15 protein-coding genes are annotated in these 16,889 nt (G+C 62.1%); 9 read left to right on the top strand and 6 right to left on the bottom strand.

Annotated features, from left to right (window positions below):
• Positions 1-20: 20 nt before the first annotated feature.
• Positions 21-1,070, bottom strand: a complete 1,050-nt coding sequence (locus tag ACIPOO_RS01220; RefSeq protein WP_400603837.1) for a 2,5-dihydroxypyridine 5,6-dioxygenase — start codon at positions 1,068-1,070, stop codon at positions 21-23.
• Positions 1,071-1,427: 357 nt separating this feature from the next.
• On the opposite strand from ACIPOO_RS01220, the gene ACIPOO_RS01225 reads away from it, so the two are divergent.
• The 4 genes from ACIPOO_RS01225 to ACIPOO_RS01240 all read left to right on the top strand — a co-directional run bounded on the left by ACIPOO_RS01225 (position 1,428) and on the right by ACIPOO_RS01240 (position 5,748).
• Positions 1,428-2,576, top strand: a complete 1,149-nt coding sequence (locus ACIPOO_RS01225) for an FAD-dependent monooxygenase (protein ID WP_400603840.1) — start codon at positions 1,428-1,430, stop codon at positions 2,574-2,576.
• Positions 2,573-3,391: an alpha/beta fold hydrolase gene (locus ACIPOO_RS01230; RefSeq protein ID WP_400603842.1), complete on the top strand. Its 819-nt coding sequence runs from the start codon at positions 2,573-2,575 to the stop codon at positions 3,389-3,391. The genes ACIPOO_RS01225 and ACIPOO_RS01230 overlap by 4 nt, the downstream gene beginning before the upstream one ends.
• A gap of 162 nt (positions 3,392-3,553) precedes the next feature.
• Positions 3,554-4,186, top strand: coding sequence for an N-carbamoylsarcosine amidohydrolase (locus ACIPOO_RS01235; RefSeq protein ID WP_400603845.1), 633 nt, complete (start codon positions 3,554-3,556; stop codon positions 4,184-4,186).
• Positions 4,187-4,434: 248 nt separating this feature from the next.
• Positions 4,435-5,748, top strand: coding sequence for an MFS transporter (locus tag ACIPOO_RS01240; RefSeq protein WP_400603848.1), 1,314 nt, complete (start codon positions 4,435-4,437; stop codon positions 5,746-5,748).
• Positions 5,749-5,867: 119 nt separating this feature from the next.
• Here ACIPOO_RS01240 and ACIPOO_RS01245 read toward each other — a convergent pair whose 3' ends face one another.
• Together ACIPOO_RS01245 and ACIPOO_RS01250 are read right to left on the bottom strand one after the other, a co-directional pair.
• Positions 5,868-6,812, bottom strand: coding sequence for an aldo/keto reductase (locus tag ACIPOO_RS01245; protein ID WP_400603850.1), 945 nt, complete (start codon positions 6,810-6,812; stop codon positions 5,868-5,870).
• Complete coding sequence (locus ACIPOO_RS01250) at positions 6,809-8,113, bottom strand: NTP/NDP exchange transporter (RefSeq protein ID WP_400603852.1); 1,305 nt, start codon at positions 8,111-8,113, stop codon at positions 6,809-6,811. Before ACIPOO_RS01250 ends, ACIPOO_RS01245 begins: the two co-directional genes overlap by 4 nt.
• A gap of 188 nt (positions 8,114-8,301) precedes the next feature.
• Here ACIPOO_RS01250 and ACIPOO_RS01255 point away from each other — a divergent pair, with 188 nt between their 5' ends.
• From ACIPOO_RS01255 to ACIPOO_RS01265, 3 genes are all read left to right on the top strand, one after another.
• Entirely contained in the window at positions 8,302-8,637 is a 336-nt protein-coding gene (locus tag ACIPOO_RS01255; RefSeq protein WP_274132545.1) for a hypothetical protein, read from the top strand.
• 89 nt (positions 8,638-8,726) lie between these two features.
• The gene (locus ACIPOO_RS01260) at positions 8,727-9,299 is read left to right on the top strand and encodes a TetR/AcrR family transcriptional regulator (RefSeq protein ID WP_400603855.1); all 573 of its coding nucleotides are present in this window, start codon (positions 8,727-8,729) and stop codon (positions 9,297-9,299) included.
• 62 nt (positions 9,300-9,361) lie between these two features.
• Positions 9,362-10,225, top strand: a complete 864-nt coding sequence (locus ACIPOO_RS01265; RefSeq protein WP_400603857.1) for an SDR family NAD(P)-dependent oxidoreductase — start codon at positions 9,362-9,364, stop codon at positions 10,223-10,225.
• Between the two features lie 211 nt (positions 10,226-10,436).
• Here ACIPOO_RS01265 and ACIPOO_RS01270 read toward each other — a convergent pair whose 3' ends face one another.
• The gene (locus ACIPOO_RS01270) at positions 10,437-10,778 is read right to left on the bottom strand and encodes a carboxymuconolactone decarboxylase family protein (protein WP_274132548.1); all 342 of its coding nucleotides are present in this window, start codon (positions 10,776-10,778) and stop codon (positions 10,437-10,439) included.
• Positions 10,779-10,891: 113 nt separating this feature from the next.
• Here ACIPOO_RS01270 and ACIPOO_RS01275 point away from each other — a divergent pair, with 113 nt between their 5' ends.
• Positions 10,892-11,806 carry an AraC family transcriptional regulator gene (locus tag ACIPOO_RS01275; RefSeq protein WP_400603859.1) on the top strand — a complete coding sequence of 305 codons (915 nt, stop codon included), beginning with the start codon at positions 10,892-10,894 and terminating at the stop codon, positions 11,804-11,806.
• Here ACIPOO_RS01275 and ligD read toward each other — a convergent pair.
• Both ligD and ACIPOO_RS01285 read right to left on the bottom strand, forming a co-directional pair.
• Positions 11,803-14,412, bottom strand: a complete 2,610-nt coding sequence (gene ligD / locus ACIPOO_RS01280; protein ID WP_400603861.1) for a DNA ligase D — start codon at positions 14,410-14,412, stop codon at positions 11,803-11,805. The genes ACIPOO_RS01275 and ligD overlap by 4 nt on opposite strands.
• Before the next feature lie 63 nt (positions 14,413-14,475).
• Positions 14,476-15,411 (bottom strand): Ku protein, encoded by a 936-nt coding sequence (locus ACIPOO_RS01285; protein ID WP_274132551.1) that lies wholly within the window; start codon positions 15,409-15,411, stop codon positions 14,476-14,478.
• 251 nt (positions 15,412-15,662) lie between these two features.
• Between ACIPOO_RS01285 and ACIPOO_RS01290 the strand changes: the two genes are divergently transcribed.
• The gene (locus ACIPOO_RS01290) at positions 15,663-16,844 is read left to right on the top strand and encodes an MFS transporter (protein WP_400605150.1); all 1,182 of its coding nucleotides are present in this window, start codon (positions 15,663-15,665) and stop codon (positions 16,842-16,844) included.
• The last annotated feature ends 45 nt before the right edge of the window (positions 16,845-16,889 follow it).

The raw sequence follows: 16,889 nt of genomic DNA on the forward strand, positions 1-16,889 counted from the left end.
CTCCTACAGGGGTCGGGGGGTCAGGCTTTAGAGGCCTCGGGCGCCACCACATCCCCGCCCACCACCACCGCCGTATCATCCAGATAGATATCGCAATGACGCAACGGGATATCCAGATGGCATGGCGTCTTGCGGGTGCCGCCGACTTCGGTGTTCGGGCCGGTGGAGAACAGGAAGTTGCCGTAGAACGCCCGGGCGTCCATGCACATGCCGTCATTCTTGTCGTGCAGGCCCATGGCCGTCCACTGGGCGCGAGGCTGCAAACCCCAGCCGATGTGGGAAATGCCGTACACCTCAGGATCATTGAAATACTTCATGTAGTCGCGCAGGTACTCGGCCTCGAAGCCCCCGTGGATGCCGGTGATGAAGCCCTTTTCGATCTCCAGAGTGATGCGCTCCCGGGAGTAGTTCTTGAACGGCAGCACGATGTCGCCGACGTCGATCACCAGCGTGCCCTCGGCGGTTTCCTCGTTCGGCCAGGAGAACAGAAAGCCGCTGGGCCAGTGATCCCAACGCCCCGGCTCGTCGGCGAAACCGTACTCGGTGACTGACGGATACTGCCCAAGCTGCGCGCGGAAATCGCTGCCCGCCCGTGACTTCACATGGATCGAACGCGCCGCCTTCACCACCTGCTCGGCCGCCAGCACCCGCTCCTTGTCGGCCACCGTCGGCAGCATGCGCGCCAGCACTTCCGGGGGTTCGACCGCCAGCAGGATCCGCGTGCCGGTCTTGAGGATCTGCTCCTGCTCGGGCGAGTGCAGCAGCATCATGGTGTCAACGATCAGGTCCGCCGCTTCCAGCGCCCGTTGCGCGGCGATATTGCCGGTTAGCGCGGTGTCGCCGCAGTAGGCGGTCATGTCATTGCCCATGGCCTTGGGATGGTTGAACGACGGCAGTTCCACCGCGTACACCTTGGCCCCCAGGCGCTGCGCCGCCTCCATCGCCGCACGCACGGTGCGCGCATCGGAGTAGTGGCTCTTGAGCACCGCCACGCTCTGGGTCGCGTCCACTTTCGACAGTGTCAGCACGTGCTCGAACATCTGGGTCAATTCGCAATCGCTTACCGGCATTTCTGTTTCTCCTGGCGTTTGAGGCGGGGCATCAGGCATCTCGCCAGACGCACCATCGAAAGGCATCGCGCTTCAGATTAGTGCAATTTTTAAAGCGTACACACTTATTAAATACGATCAGACATCAAATTCAGATCGGCTGCAATACCCAAGCCAGTTTGTTACCCATACACACAATCCCACTAATTACAGGGTTACCGTGGGTGACATACCCATTTGCGACGTCGTACAGTTATTTTTAAAAAAGCAGTTCACTTTTAAATTTTTCAGCGTATACACTTTAAAAACGCGAATGAGTGACTACGCTCAATCGTCAGACCCTTACCGAAGATTCACGAAACACGAAGGAAGTGCGCCATGCCAACCACGCAAAAAATCGCCATCGTCGGAGCAGGTCTCGGGGGGGCTGCCGCCGCCACGCTGTTGCAGCAGGCCGGCTTCACAGTCGATATCTATGAACAGGCCCCGGAGTTCTCGCGCATCGGTGCAGGGATCCACATGGGCCCGAACATCATGAAGATCTTCCGCCGCATGGGCATCGAGCAGCGCCTGAGCGACATGGGTTCGCACCCAGACTTCTGGTTCAGCCGCGATGGCGCCACCGGTGACTACATGTCGCGCATCGCACTGGGCGAATTCTCACGCAAGGAATATGGTGCGGCCTACATCACCGTTCACCGCGGCGACCTGCACGCGCTGCAGATGTCGACCCTGGCGCCAGGCAGCGTGCACTTCAGCAAGTGCCTGACCACTCTTGAGGAACGCGATAACGGCGTGCGCCTGAATTTCGCCGACGGCACCCATGCCGACGCCGACATCGTGATCGGCGCCGATGGCATCAATTCCAAGATTCGCGAAGAACTGCTCGGTTTCGAAAAACCGCTGTACAGCGGCTGGGTCGCCCACCGCGCACTGATCCGCAGCGAAGTGCTGACCAAGTACAACCTGGATTTCGAGAACTGCGTTAAATGGTGGAGCGAGGACCGTCACATGATGGTCTACCACACCACCGGCAAGCGCGATGAGTACTACTACGTCACCGGCGTGCCTCATGCGGCGTGGGACTTCCAGGGCAACTTTGTCGACAGCAGCCAAGCCGAAATGTATGAAGCCTTCGCCGGGTATCACCCCACGGTGCAGGCGCTGATCGAATCCACCGAGAGCGTGACCAAGTGGCCGTTGCTCAACCGTAATCCGCTGCCGCTGTGGAGTCGTGGTCGTCTGGTGCTGCTGGGGGACGCCTGCCACCCGATGAAGCCGCACATGGCCCAGGGCGCTGGCATGGCCATCGAAGACGCTGCCATGCTGACCCGCTGCCTGCAGGAAACCGGCATCAGCGACTACCGCACCGCCTTCGAGCTCTACGAAGCCAACCGCAAGGAGCGCGCCTCCCGCGTGCAGGCCGTGTCCAACGCCAACACCTGGCTGCGCACCCAGGAAGACCCGGCCTGGGTCTACGGCTATGACCTCTACGGCCAGGAGCTGAAATCGGGGGTGGCGGCGTGAGCACTTTCATCCACGGCGGCAACGTGGCGGCCAACGGCATTCGCCAGCATTACCTGCGCTACGGCGGTGCCCGTCACGCTGACAAACCGGCTTTGATCCTGATCCCCGGTATCACCAGCCCGGCGATCACCTGGGGCTTTGTCGCCGAGCATCTGGGGCAGCATTTCGACACCTACGTGCTGGATGCGCGGGGGCGCGGCCTGTCTTCCACGGGGCCGGACCTGGACTACAGCGTCGATGCCTGCGCCGATGACATCAGCGCCTTTGCTGCCGCCATGGGCATCGAGAGCTATCACCTGGTGGGGCATTCCATGGGGGCGCGTTTCGCCGCGCGAACCTCGGTGCGCAATGCCAAGGGCCTGAAAAGCCTGGTGCTGATCGACCCACCGGTGTCAGGCCCGGGCCGCCGCGACTACCCGTCGAAGCTGCCGTGGTACGTCGATTCCATTCGTCAATCTCAACAAGGCATGAGCGCCGACGACATGCGTGCGTTCTGCCCGACCTGGACCGACGAGCAACTGCAATTGCGCGCCGAATGGCTGCACACCTGTTACGAGCCGGCCATCGTGCGCGCCTTCAGCGATTTCCATGAAGTGGATTTTCATCAGGATCTGCCGAAATTGCCGGTCCCTGCCCTGCTGATCGTCGCCGGTCGCGGTGGCGTGATTCAGGCAGAAGACGAAGCCGAGATCCGACAGTTGCAACCGCAGATTCTGATCGCCCGCGTGGAAAACGCCGGGCACATGATTCCGTGGGACGACCTGCCGGGGTTCTTTGCGGCGTTTGGGGATTTTCTCGGTTCGCCACTGAATTAGTGCCATATCGAAATGCTTTGTAGGAGCGCGCTTGCCCGCGACAGGGCCGTGACAGCCAGCACAGAGGTGTCAGGTAGATAGCCATCGCGGGCAAGCGCGCTCCTACAGATGTCCACCAGATTTCAGACCAGATGCCAAGCCGTGCTTCCAAAGGAGAACGCAATGAGTGAACAACAAAGCGCCGACGCCAACTACCAGGGCGTCTGGGGCAATCGCATCGGCTTCGGCAAGAAACCTGCCCTGCTGATGATCGACTTCATGCAAGGCTACACCCAGCCAGGTGCGCCGCTGTTCGCACCCGGGGTGGTCAGTGCAGTGGCCGAAAGCGTCGCACTGCTGGCCTCGGCCCGCGCGCGGGGCATCCCGGTGGTGCACACCAACATCCGCTACCACGCCGGGCATTTCGCCGACGGCGGCATGTGGGTGAAAAAGGCGCCGGTCATGAAGGACATGGTCGAGGGCAATCCGCTGGCAGCGTTCTGTGAGGAAGTATTGCCGTTGCCTGAAGAGGTCGTCATCAGCAAGCAGTACGCCAGCTCGTTCTTCGGCACCTCGTTGGCATCGATGCTGCACGCCCAGGGCATCGACACCGTGGTGCTGGCCGGATGCTCCACCAGCGGCTGCATCCGCGCCACCGCCGTGGATGCCGTACAGCATGGGTTTCGGACGATCGTGGTGCGCGAATGCGTCGGCGACCGCCACCCCGATCCCCACGAAGCCAACCTGTTCGACATCGACAGCAAGTACGGCGACGTGGTGAGCAAGCAGGAGGCAATAAAGCAATTCGAAACATGAACACCGTCGCGTCGCTTTTTAGAACCAGGCCACAGAGCACTGGTCGCGCAGGATGAATGCGCACACAACTGGACGCCCGACAACGCCCAGTCTTCTGACACTGCCTTTGGAAGCCGCCATCCGGTGCTTGCCAAAGTACTGGATGTGCGGCAAACAAAAACCACGACAGGCCGTTTGAGATCGCCGAAAACGCAGGCACTATCCGCCGCGTCGGCACTCAACGGCCGAAGAACCGCCAGGAGACACCCATGCCCTCTGCGAATGTAGAAACCGCCGCGTCAGACGCCGCGGACCCGATCAAAGCGCTGTACCACAAGATCACCTGGAAGCTTATTCCGTTCCTGTGTTTCTGCTACCTGGCTGCCTACCTGGACCGCATCAACATCGGCTTCGCCAAGCTGCAGATGCTCGACCAGCTGCACTTCAGCGAAACCGCGTTCGGCCTGGGCGCCGGGCTGTTTTTCGTTGGTTACATCCTGTTTGAAGTGCCCAGCAACCTGGTGCTGGAGAAGGTCGGCGCGAAGATCTGGATCGCCCGGATCATGATTACCTGGGGCGCGCTGTCGGTCTGCACCCTGTTCGTCACCACGCCGATGCAGTTCTATGTCCTGCGCTTCTTTCTGGGTGCGGCCGAAGCCGGTTTCCTGCCGGGCGTGCTGTTCTACCTGACCACCTGGTTCCCGACCTACCGCCGCGGGCGCATCATCGCGCTGTTCATGATCGGCCTGCCGCTGTCCAGCGTGATTGGCGGGCCGCTGTCGGGCTGGATCATGGGGCATTTCGACCAGGCCGCCGGGCTGCGCGGCTGGCAGTGGCTGTTCCTGATCGAAGGCATTCCAAGCGTGATGCTGGGCGTGCTGACATTCTGGGCCCTGCCGAACAACCCCAGGGAAGCCAAGTGGCTGAACGCCAGTGAACAGACCCTGCTCGAAGGCGAGCTGCGGCTGGACGATGCCGAGGGCAAGGACAGCAAGCACAGCTTCCGCGACGGGTTCTTCAACCTGAAAGTGTGGATGCTCGGCGGCATCGACTTTTCGATTCTGCTCAGCGCCTACGCCATGGGCTTCTGGATGCCGACCTTCATCAAGAATGCCGGCGTCACCGACACCTTCCACATCGGCGTGCTGACCGCCTTGCCCAGTGTCGCCGCGCTGATCGGCATGTTGATGATCGGCGCCAGCTCGGACCGTCGTCGCGAACGCCGTTGGCACATCATCGTGCCGTTCTGGATCGGTGCCGTGGCCATGGCCGCAAGCCCCTTCTTCACCCATAACGTGGTGGCGACTGTAGCGCTGTTCGCCGTGGCCTCGGCGGCGATCATCGGCGCGGTGCCGGTGTTCTTCAGCCTGCCCGCCACCTTCCTCAAGGGCCGCGCCGCCGCCACCGGCTTTGCCCTGGCCTGTTCGCTGGCCAACATCGCGGGGTTGGTGAGCAACTCGATGATGGGTATCGCGATTGACGTGACGGGCAGCAGCGCGGGCGCGCTGTGGTTCTTCGCCGGTTGCCTGGTGCTCAGCAGCCTGTTGGTGGTGGCGTTACCGGCGAAGCTGGTGAACCGTTGAAAAACCTGTAGGAGCGCGCTTGCCCGCGACGGCGGTATCCCTGTGCCACCTGGATCGGCTGGCACGACGCCGTCGTCCGGATGCGGCCCAGAGCAAGCGCGCTCCTACAGGGCACGACCTCATTGAGCCACCAACGCAATCAACTGATGCCGCTGCGCATCGGTCAACAACGGGCCTGTCGCCGCCCCCGCATTTTCCTTCATGTATTTCGGATTTCCCGTTCCCGGAATGGCGCAGGTCACGGCCGGGTGGGAGATCAGGAACTTGAGCGCCAGTTGCGCCCAGCTTCTGGCCTGGACCTCCCCGGCCCAGCCCGGCAAGGGTTTGTCACGCAGGCGGCCGAGCAGGCCTCCGCCGCCGAATGGACGGTTGCAGATCACCGCCACCCCGCGCTCGCGACACAGCGGCAGCAATCGAGACTCCACGGCGCGATCATCCAGCGCGTAGTTGATCTGCAGGAAATCCACAGGCTCGGCCTTGAGCACCGCCTCCACTTCGTCATAGGCAGACGAGGTGTAATGGGTGATGCCGATGTAGCGAATGCGCCCCTGCTCTTTCCATTGGCGCAGGGTCGGCAGGTGGGTTTTCCAGTCCAGCAGGTTGTGGATCTGCATCAGGTCGATGCGGTCGGTCTGCAATAGTCTGAATGAATCCTCCATCTGCGCGATGCCGGCCTCGCGGCCACGGGTCCAGACCTTGGTGGCCAGGAACGCAGGCGAGCGCGGCTGATGAATCGACAGCAGCTCGCCGGTGGTCTGCTCGGCGCGACCGTACATGGGCGAACTGTCGATGACCGTGCCGCCCGCATGAAACAGTTCGCTGAGCACCTGGGGCAGCAGTTTGTATTCGTCGCTGCCAGGGGTGACATCGAAGCCGCGATAGGTGCCCACGCCGATCATCGGCAAGGCCTCGCCACTGGAAGGAATATTGCGGGTCAGCATCTTCGAATCTCCTTGTGGATCGGGCGTGGCACCTGCCGCTGCAGAATCGAATACCAGCGCCGCCGACACCCCGGCGGCCAGGGTAACAAAGCGTCTACGGGTCAACAGCGTAGCGTCCTTCATGGATGGCTCCTTTCGGCGTCGCGTTTCCGGTCTTCCTGGCGTTCGGCCATCCACGCCGCCAACCAGCTCCAGAGCCCGGCAAACGGCACGATGAGCAGCGCCAGCAGGCCAAACCCGGCTCCCAGGGAGGTCAGCCCCACCGACAACCAGCCACTGGCCGCATCGCCACCACGATAGACCAGGGTTTCGATAACGTTCTTGGATTTGTATTTCTCTTCGCGACTGACCACCGTCCACAGCACCTCACGCCCCGGCCGCACGATGGCGAATTCCACCGCCCGGCGCAGCCCCTGGGCCAGCGCCACACTGGCAGGCACCGGTGCCAGCGCCATGGCGGCAAAAGCGATCAGCGTCGCCATCGGCATGGCAGCCAGGGCGCCACTGACGCCGATCAACCGGATCAGCGGCGCAGTCAGCAGGAGCTGGAAGATCAGGGTCAGGGCGGAAACGGTCAGGTCCACATAGGCGAAAAACTGAGTGCGCGTGGCCACGCTGGAGAAACTCTCGGCAACGATGCGGCCCTGCTCGAAATACAGCAGCGTCGCGGCGCTGGTGTGCAGCAGCATGAACAGGACCATGCCCTGCAGATAGCGGGACTTCAGAATCAGCGTCACCCCGGCCAGCACACCGCCGCCCATGCTGCGGCCCTCCTCGCCAAAGCGATGAGAAGCGCCAACCTCGGATTCAGTCAGGTTGCGTGGCCGGGTCCGGCTCAACAAGGCGCGATAACAGCGCACGGCAACTTCCAGCAACACAGCGGCGGCAATCGTCAGCGCCACCGGTCCCAACCGCGTGGCCATGGTCGCGGCCAGCAAAGGCCCGATGAACGTGCCCAGGGTGCCACCGGCCGCGATGAAACCGAACAGCCTGCGCCCCTGCTCATTGGAAAATCGATCGACCAGCACACTCCAGAACACCGTGACGATGAACAGGTTGTAGACGCTGATCCACACGAAAAACACCCGCCCCACCAGCACCGGCGCATCGTGGCGCGCGATCAACACGCCGAAGGCCAGCATCGACAGCGCCACCAGCCGGTACACCAGCGGCACGAAGCGGATCGCCGGCAATCTAGCGACCAACGCGCCATACAGCGGTACGGCAACGAGCATCACCACGAAGGTGGCGGTGAACAGCCATTGCAACTTGTCGGCCCCGCCCTCCAGGCCCAGCGCATCACGCAGCGGCCGCACCAGGTAATAACTGGCCAGCACACAGAAATGAAAGACGAAACCCAACAACAGGGCCGCCCGCTCATGGGACTGGACCTGAAGGCTCTTGAGAGGCGAAAAGCTGGTCATGTCAGCGAGGCATCGACACGCAAGCGTCTGGGACAAGCCATTGCGATTCTCCTGAGCGACTGTTGATTGATCGACCGCCACTGCGCGAGGTCGGTTCAACGACCATTTCGTCCGCCCGGGCAAGTTGCCGGGAACACCGCGCATTCCCCGTGCGTCACAACTTAAGCACTGACCATGGAGGCAACGAAATGAAAACCGTGATCACCCTGCAAGAACTCGCCGAAGCGGACCTGCGGCCATACAAGGAAGTCTGGCTGACTTCGGCGCAAGCGCTGGCTGAAAGTGGCCATAACGAAGACGAACTGTGCCTGTGGCGTTCCGACCAGGCCTTTACCCACGACATGATGAGCGAAGGCACTCATGACCAGAACCTGTCCGGGGTGTGGCTGGTGGTCGACGACATCGACGACCCGGACCAGGTCATCGACATCGAAAACGACGTGCGCCAGCGCTTGCAGGCGCTGGGGCTCAAAGGGGAGTTTTATCCTGCGCAGACGGGAGGGCGATTTACGTCGATGGGGTGATGCAGCAGCGTTTATCAACGCCGCACTTGCTTGTGGCTATCGATACGGCGTATAAATGAGCAACTACTCACTCATTACGCGATTTTCCCATGGCCCGCCCCAAGAGCGAAGACAAGCGCAACGCCCTGATCGACTCTGCTCTGCGAGTGTTCGCCGAGCAGGGGCTGGGCGCGCCGACGTCCAGAATCGCCAAGGGCGCGGGCGTGGCCGAGGGGACGCTGTTCAATTATTTTGAAACCAAGGATGACCTGCTCAACCAGGTCTACCTGGAACTCAAGGCCCAACTGCGAGACGCGATGCTCCCCGGTTACCCGCGGGACAAAGACGTCAGGTCGCGCCTGCACCATGCCTGGCACACCTATGTCGGCTGGGGCGCGGCAAATCCTGAGAAGCGCAAGTCCATGGCACTGCTGATGATGTCCGATCGGATCACCGACGCCACCCGCGTCGCTGGCAGCGAGGCCTTCAACGACATCAGCGCCCTGCTGAACGAAGGCTCGGCCTGCAGTACCTTGCGCGACCAGCCCCCTGCTTTCGCCGCAGCGATCATGCGCTCACTGGCCGACACCACCATGGATTTCATGAGCAACGAACCTGAACTCGCCGAGCGCTACTGCGAAGCGGGCTTTGAGGCGTACTGGAATGCAATCGCAAGGGACTGATTTTTTTACCAAATAAATGAGTGATTACTTACTCATACACACTTAATGACAGGAGAAACATCATGTCCAAAGTCTGGTTGATTACCGGAAGTGCCAGTGGTCTGGGTCGCAACATTGCGCAAGCGGTCCTGGCATCGGGGGACCGGTTGCTTGCCGCGGCACGCAATATTGAGCGCCTCGACGATCTGGTTGAACGCTATGGGTCGCAGGTCCTGCCCTTCGAGCTGGACGTTACCGACTCTGCTGCTGCGAAGGCCGCTGTACAGGCTGCAGTGGATACGTTCGGGCGCCTGGATGTACTGGTCAACAATGCCGGTTTCGGGCACATGCTGCCCTTCGAGCAAACCGAAGACGGCGCGTTTCGCATGGAGTTCGAGACCAACTTCTTTGGCGTGGTCAACCTGTGCCGCGCCGCGGTGCCGGTGATGCGTGAGCAGGGCTCGGGACACATCATTCAGATTTCGTCGGTGGGCGGGCGTCTGGCGACCCCGGGCATGACAGCCTACCAGTCGGCGAAATGGGCCGTGGGTGGGTTTTCGGACGTGCTCGCCACGGAAGTCAAACCACTGGGCCTGCACGTGACCACACTGGAGCCAGGCGGCATGCGCACCAACTGGGCCGTGCGTGCGCGGGGTCATGACACCCCGGTGATGCCAGCCTATGGGGCGAGTGTCGGCATGATGTTTGACGTGCTGCGCAGAATCGCCGGCAACGAAAACAGTGACCCCGACCGGGTAGCGCAGGTGGTGCTCAAGGTGGCGCAACATGCTCAACCGCCTTTGCGTCTGTTGCTGGGCAGCGATGCTCTGCATTACCTGGGGCCGGTGGAAGCCGATCGCGCCGAAACCGCCGAACGCTGGAAAGCGATCAGCACGGCGGTGGATTTTGCGGCGCAAGGGTCGGTGCCGGAGTTGCCGGCGCGTTGAGGTTTGGCGTAGTTGCACGGCTTGATGGCGATGACGTTCTTGAGATCGCCCCCGCGGGCAAGCCCGGCTGCTACGGAGCCGGAGTTAGACACACATCAATGGAACACCAGTCCACCCCGTAGCAGTCCGGCTTGCCGGCGACGGCGGTCTTGAGCGCGCCGACGCCGGCAAGCCGGACTGCTACGGGGTGAGGCGCATGCCAGGGCAGGCGTTATTTCTTCAACGCGTCATACGCTTCCAGCGCGTGCATCGAGTAGATATAGGCAGCACCCGCGTTTAGCGAGATGGCGGTGGCCAGTGCGGCGGCGACTTCTTCGCGGGTGGCGCCGGCGGCGATGGCCGCTTCCGAGTGCGCGCCGATACAGCCGTCGCAGCGAGTGGTGATCGCCACGGCGATGGAAATCAGCTCGCGGGTCTTGGCGTCAAGCACGTTGTTTTCCGCAGCCGCATCGCCCAGGGCCATGTAGGCCTTGACCATTTTCGGGTTGGATTTGGACAGTGAACCGAAAGATTGCTTGATGGTTGAAACGAGGTCGGACCAATTGCTGAACATGGTGGTATCTCCTGAGAGCGGCGACTAGACTGCGCCGGGAACACAGATAGTGTCCGCCAATGGCATTCGGGTAACTTGCTCGTTTGGCTCATTTCTTTGTCCGAAAGTCGCATATGAACGCCATCGACACGCTCATCACTCTAGCCCAGGTACGCGGAAGCCTTGACCTGCGTTGCCAGTTTCAAGGCGACTGGGCGCTGGACCACGCCCCCGAGGTCGAGGGGGTCGCGCCGTACCACGTGGTGCTGGAGGGCCAGTGCCGGATCGAACTGCCGGGCGGTCGCCAGTTGAAGCTGGCCGCAGGCGATATCGTGGTGCTGCCCGGTGGTTTCGAGCACGTGGTGACAAGCCCCGGCGAGCGCGTCGCCAGCGGCCTCCCGGTGATCAGTAATGGCGGATTGCTGCCCATCAAGCGCTTCGGCGAGGGTGCCGAACTGGACCTGCTCTGCGGACGCTTCCTGTATCAACCCGGCGCCCTGCTGTTCTCCGCGCTGCCCGATCATCTGCTGATTTCCAGCCAGGCCTTGAACGAGGGGGATCCGCTGCGCGCCCTGGTGGCGCTGTTGCGCAGTGAAGCAGAAGCCAATCGCGCTGGCGGCCAGTTCATGGTCAACGCCCTGACCTCGGCGCTGTTCACCCTGGTGTTGCGCGCCCATCTTGAACAATCACCACAGAGCGAAGGCAGCCTGGCGCTGTTGAGTGACCGCCGTCTGGGCCGGGCGTGGCAAGCGATGCTGCAGGACCCGGCCCACGACTGGACCGTCGAAGCACTGGCCGAGCTTGCCAGCATGTCCCGCGCCACCTTCATGCGCGCCTTCAGCAAACTGGCGGGGCGATCCCCATGGGCGCTGTTGACCCAAGTGCGCATGCAACTGGCGTACGGGCTGTTGAGTCGTTCACAGAGCGGCCTGAGCGACATCGCCGCCCAGGTCGGTTATCAATCCCAGGCGGCGTTCAGCAAGGTATTCAAGGACACCTATGGCATGGCACCCGGCCAACTGCGCCGCAGCCTCGACGCTGGCGCCTAGGCCGGCGGCTTGGCACCCAACCGCTTCCACATGGGTAGGGTGATGCGCTGGGTGTTCTTGTAGCCGGCCCAGGGGTCGGCCTTGAGTTTGCGCAGGCGTTTCTGCAGGTTGGCGATGGTCCACTGCCCCGACGACTTGAGGCTGGCCAGTTCATCCCGGGTGATCGGCACCGACACCGGTAACCCCGGCCTCGCCCGCGCCGAATAAGCCGCCACCGTGCTGGCACCCCGTGCGTTGCGCAGGTAGTCGATGAAGATCTTGCCAACCCGGTTCTTCGGTCCCGAAGTTGCGGTGAATCTCTCCGGCAACTGTTTCTCCATGAACTGCGCCAAGGCCTTGGCGAAGGCTTTCACGGTATCCCAATCGGCCTTGCGCGCCAGCGGCACAATAATGTGCATGCCTTTGCCGCCGCTGGTCTTGAGAAAGGCGTCCAGCCCCAGTTCATCGAGCACGGCGAGGGTCATCTGCGTGGCCTCGATCATGCTGCGCCAAGGCAACGCGGGGTCCGGGTCCAGATCGAGGACGAAATGGTCCGGCTGCTCGATCTTGTCGTAGGTCGAGCCCCAGGTGTGCAACTCGATGGTGCCCATTTGCGCAGCGCCCACCAGCGCCTGCACGCTGTCGATTTCCATCAGCCGGGCGTGCCCGGGGTCCAGCTTGGCGTCCAGTTGCTTGATGTTGGGAATCGCCAGGCGCTCGGAATGTTTCTGGAAAAACTGCTCGCCCTCCACGCCTTCCGGACAGCGCAACAGCGCCACCGCTCGGTGATCCAGATGGGGCAGAATCCAGTCGCTGATCGACTCGTAGAAATGCGCCAGATCAACCTTGTGCAACCCGCTCTGCTGGTCGATCACCCGCTCGGGATGGCTGATGACCACCCCTGCCACCTCAACCCTTTCTGCATCACGGGCCTGGCGTTTGCCGGGCTTCTCGGCAACGACTTCAGGCTCTGACGAACCCTTCTTGGAGGCCTTGGGTTTGAATGGCGCCTTGATGTCCTTCGGTGTTTTCGGAAATTCGTGGACGACCGCGCTGGCCGGCTTGTCGCTGCGCAGCGCAACGAACGACGAATGGCGGATGATGCCTTCGCGGGTCCACTCGCCGAATTCCACCTCGCCCACCAGCGTCGGCTCGATCCAGTGCACGCCACGGGCCTGGGCGCTGGTGAGCTTCTTGCCAAGGGGCGATGCGTCGCGCTCCAGTGGTTTCATCTTGTCGAACAACTCGCCGAGCGTTTTCTGGCTGAACCCGGTTCCCACCCGGCCGGCGTAGACCAGCCCTGCGCCCTCTTCGTTGACGGCCAGCAACAGCGCGCCAAAGCCACTTCGGGTGCCCTGGGGCTTGGTGAAGCCGACGATGACGAACTCCTGGCGCAGCTTGCACTTGAGCTTGATCCAGTCCGGGCTGCGGCGAGACTGATAGAGGCTGCCCGCACGCTTGCCGATTACCCCTTCGAGGGACAGCGAGCAGGCGCTTTCAATGATGTCGCGATGGTTGGCGGAGAACGCATCGGAGAAACGCAGCAGCCGATTCTTGTGCTTGTTGAGCAGCTTCTTCAGGGCCGCGCGACGGTCTTCCACAGGCTTTTCGCGCATGTCCTGGCCGTTGAGAAACGGCGCGTCGAACAGGTAATAAACGATGTCTTTGGTGCGCTCGATCTCGAAGGCGTTTTGCAGCGCCTGAAAATCCGGCAGCCCGTCCTCATTGAGCACAACCACTTCGCCATCCAGCCAGCTATCCGGCGCTTCCAGTTCGCTCAACGCCTTGGCCTGCAAGGGCAGACGCTCGGTCCAGTCGTGACCGTTACGGGTAAACAGCCGCACCTCGCCATCACGAATGCGGGTCATGATCCGATAGCCATCGAACTTGATCTCGTATAGCCACTGACCGTCGGGCGGGGCATCCATCAGCGTCGCCAGTTGCGGGCTGAGTTTGTCGGGGATCGACGAGGTCTTGCTGGCCTTGCTGGTCTTCTTGGTAACAGGAGCTGAAGCAGCGGTCTTGGCTTTGCGGCTTTTTGCGACCGGGCGGCCCTCGCCCACCGTCGCGCCACTGACCACGCTTTCAGGCTTGTCGACGACGATGTCGTACTCGTCAGCCGAGCGCACCGCATCATCCTTCTCCTTGATCAGCAGCCACTGTTCCTTGTCCCCGCTGCCCTGCAGATGCGTGCGCACCAGCGCCCAGTCGCCGGTGAGTTTCTCACCGACCAGGGTGAACTTGAGCTTGCCTTCCTTGTAGGTCTTGCGCGGATCGCCATGGGGCTGCCAGATGCCGCGATCCCACACGATGACATCACCGGCGCCATATTGGCCTTCGGGAATGTTGCCTTCGAAAGTGCCGTAGCCCAGCGGGTGGTCCTCGACATGCACCGCCAGGCGCTTGTTTTTCGGGTCCAGGCTCGGGCCCTTGGGCACGGCCCAGCTCTTGAGCGTGCCGTCCAGCTCCAGGCGAAAGTCGTAATGCAGGTTGCGCGCATCGTGCTTGTGAATCACAAAACTCAATGCCCGGGCCTTGCCGCCACGGGCCCGGCCTGCGGTTTCAGGAGGTTCGGAGGTGATGTCAAAATTGCGCTTGCGGGTGTACTCACTCACGGGTTTGGCCATGATCGGTTAAAACCTCTGCACTCTTCTCTTAGCCTCAGGCGCCGCGCGTTGCCGTCCACAACATCAGGACGCCTTGGTCGTTTTCTTCCTTGCAGGGGCGCGCCGTTTGGCCGGTGGTGCATCACCATCAACAGCAGCATCAGCGGCAGCGGTTTTGCTCTTGCTGGCAGATTTGGTCTTTCCCGGGGCCTTGGCGGAACCGCCACGGCTGCCCAGACTGCGTTTGAGCAATTCGGTGAGATCGATGACATCAGCAGATTTGCGCTCGGCCTGGCCGGCGTCGGTTTCCACACTCTCGATTTTGCCTTCCCGGGCCTTGGTCTCGACCAGCGTCATGATCTGGTCCTGGAACGTGTCACGGTACTCTTCGGCGTCCGGCGTCCAGTCGGTGGACATGTCCTTGACCAGACGCTTGGCCATGTCCAGTTCGCTCTTGTTGAGCTTGACGTCCGTGGCGGACTTGGGCAGATCCAGGCTGTCCAGCCCGTGGACTTCAGCGGGCCAGCGCAGCAACACCAGAATGATCGCCGATTCCAGCGGCATCACCGCCGCCAGATGCTGGCGCGTGCGAATCACCACATGGGCCAGCGCCACCTTGGCGGTGTCTTCCAGTGTCTGCCGTAAGAGAGCGTAGACCTTCTCGCCGCGCTTGTCGGGTGTAAGGAAGTACGGCGTGTCGATGTTTTGCAGCGGAATCTGCGTGCTGTCGACAAAACCGAAGATATCGATGGTCTGGGTAGACGCCGGGTGCGCAGCGCGAATCTCCTCTTCGCTGATCACCACGTAGCGGCCCTTCTCGTACTGCACGCCCTTTACGATGTTGTCCTTGGTCATCTCCTTGCCGGTGACCTTGTTGATGCGCTTGTAGCCGACCGGGTCCATGCTGCGTTTGTCCAGCCAGTCGAAATCGACCCCCTGCTGCGACGTCGCCGACACCAGCGCCACAGGAATATGCACCAGCCCGAAACTGATCGCGCCCTTCCAGATTGCCCGAGCCATGGTTTTATTTCCTTGAGGTGTATCCAGCAGTGACCGGGGCTGACGGGCAAAAGTTCTGAGCGCGCGACAGGTGCAGCGGCAGGCCGCTGGGGTATTCCTCCAAGGCATGAAACATATCCCCAGTCCCGACCTTCTTAACGCAACGAAAAAGCGTTAGCCTTCTCTCACTTCCTTTAAAGGCACCGATGCAGAGCCCCTGGCCTGCGCAACGGCACCTTCCTTGAATGCCCTTCGAGAATCCCATGACAGCCATGACTGACCTCACTCACCGAGCGACGATGACCAAAGGCCTGGCGATGCTGTTCGCCTTTTGCTGCGGCGCCATCGTTGCCAACATCTACTACGCCCAACCCATCATCGGGCTGATTGCTCCGGACATTGGCCTGTCGAGCACGCTGGCGAGCTTCATCGTGTCTCTGACGCAGATCGGCTATGCCTTGGGGCTGTTCTTCCTGGTGCCGCTGGGTGACCTGCTGGAAAACCGCCGGTTGATGATCGTGACCACCGTGGTTGCGATTGCCAGCCTGGCCAGTGCAGCCTTTGCCCAGACGCCCAACGTGTTCCTGCTGGCCTCCCTGCTGGTGGGGTTCAGTTCGGTGGCGGTGCAGATCCTGATTCCGCTGGCCGCTCACCTGGCCCCTGAAGAATCACGCGGTCGCGTGGTGGGCAGCATCATGGGCGGCCTGTTGCTGGGCATCCTGTTGGCCCGGCCTGCGTCCAGCCTGATTGCCGACCATTTCGGCTGGCGCGCGGTGTTCGGCGTTGCCGCCGTCTTGATGCTGCTGATCAGCGTGGTACTGGCCACCACCATTCCCAAGCACCAGCCCGCCCACAGCGCCAGCTACGGGCAACTGCTCAAATCCCTGTGGACGCTGCTGAGCAAACAGCCGGTGCTGCGCCAGCGGGCGTTTTATCAGGCGTGCATGTTCGCCACCTTCAGCCTGTTCTGGACCGCCGTGCCGCTGGAGCTTGCGCGCAATCACGGCCTTTCCCAGAGCCAGATCGCGATCTTCGCGCTGGTCGGCGCCATCGGTGCCATCGCCGCGCCCATCGCCGGTCGCCTGGCCGATGCCGGGCATACCAGGGTCGCCAGCCGTTTCGCGATGTTGTTCGCCGCCCTGAGTTTTCTGCCAAGCCTGGTGCAGCCGTCCTACGCAGTGATCGGCATGGCGGTGACCGGCATCGTTCTGGATTTCTGCGTGCAGATGAACATGGTCCTCGGTCAGCGCTCGGTCTACGCCCTGGACGCCAAGAGCCGCAGCCGCCTGAATGCGCTGTACATGACCAGCATTTTCATCGGCGGCGCCGCAGGCTCGGTGATTGCCAGCGCCCTGTACGACCACGGCGGCTGGACCTGGATCGTCATCGCCGGAAGCGCGTTTCCCCTGCTGGCGCTGCTGGTGTTCCTGAAAAACTCGGCACGCGCTGACTGAACCCCGTAGGAGCGCGCTTGCCCGCGACGGCGGTGTATCAGGGAG

This window comes from Pseudomonas sp. NPDC090201, from assembly GCF_044746825.1.
Classification (GTDB): Bacteria; Pseudomonadota; Gammaproteobacteria; order Pseudomonadales; family Pseudomonadaceae; genus Aquipseudomonas; species Aquipseudomonas putida_AD.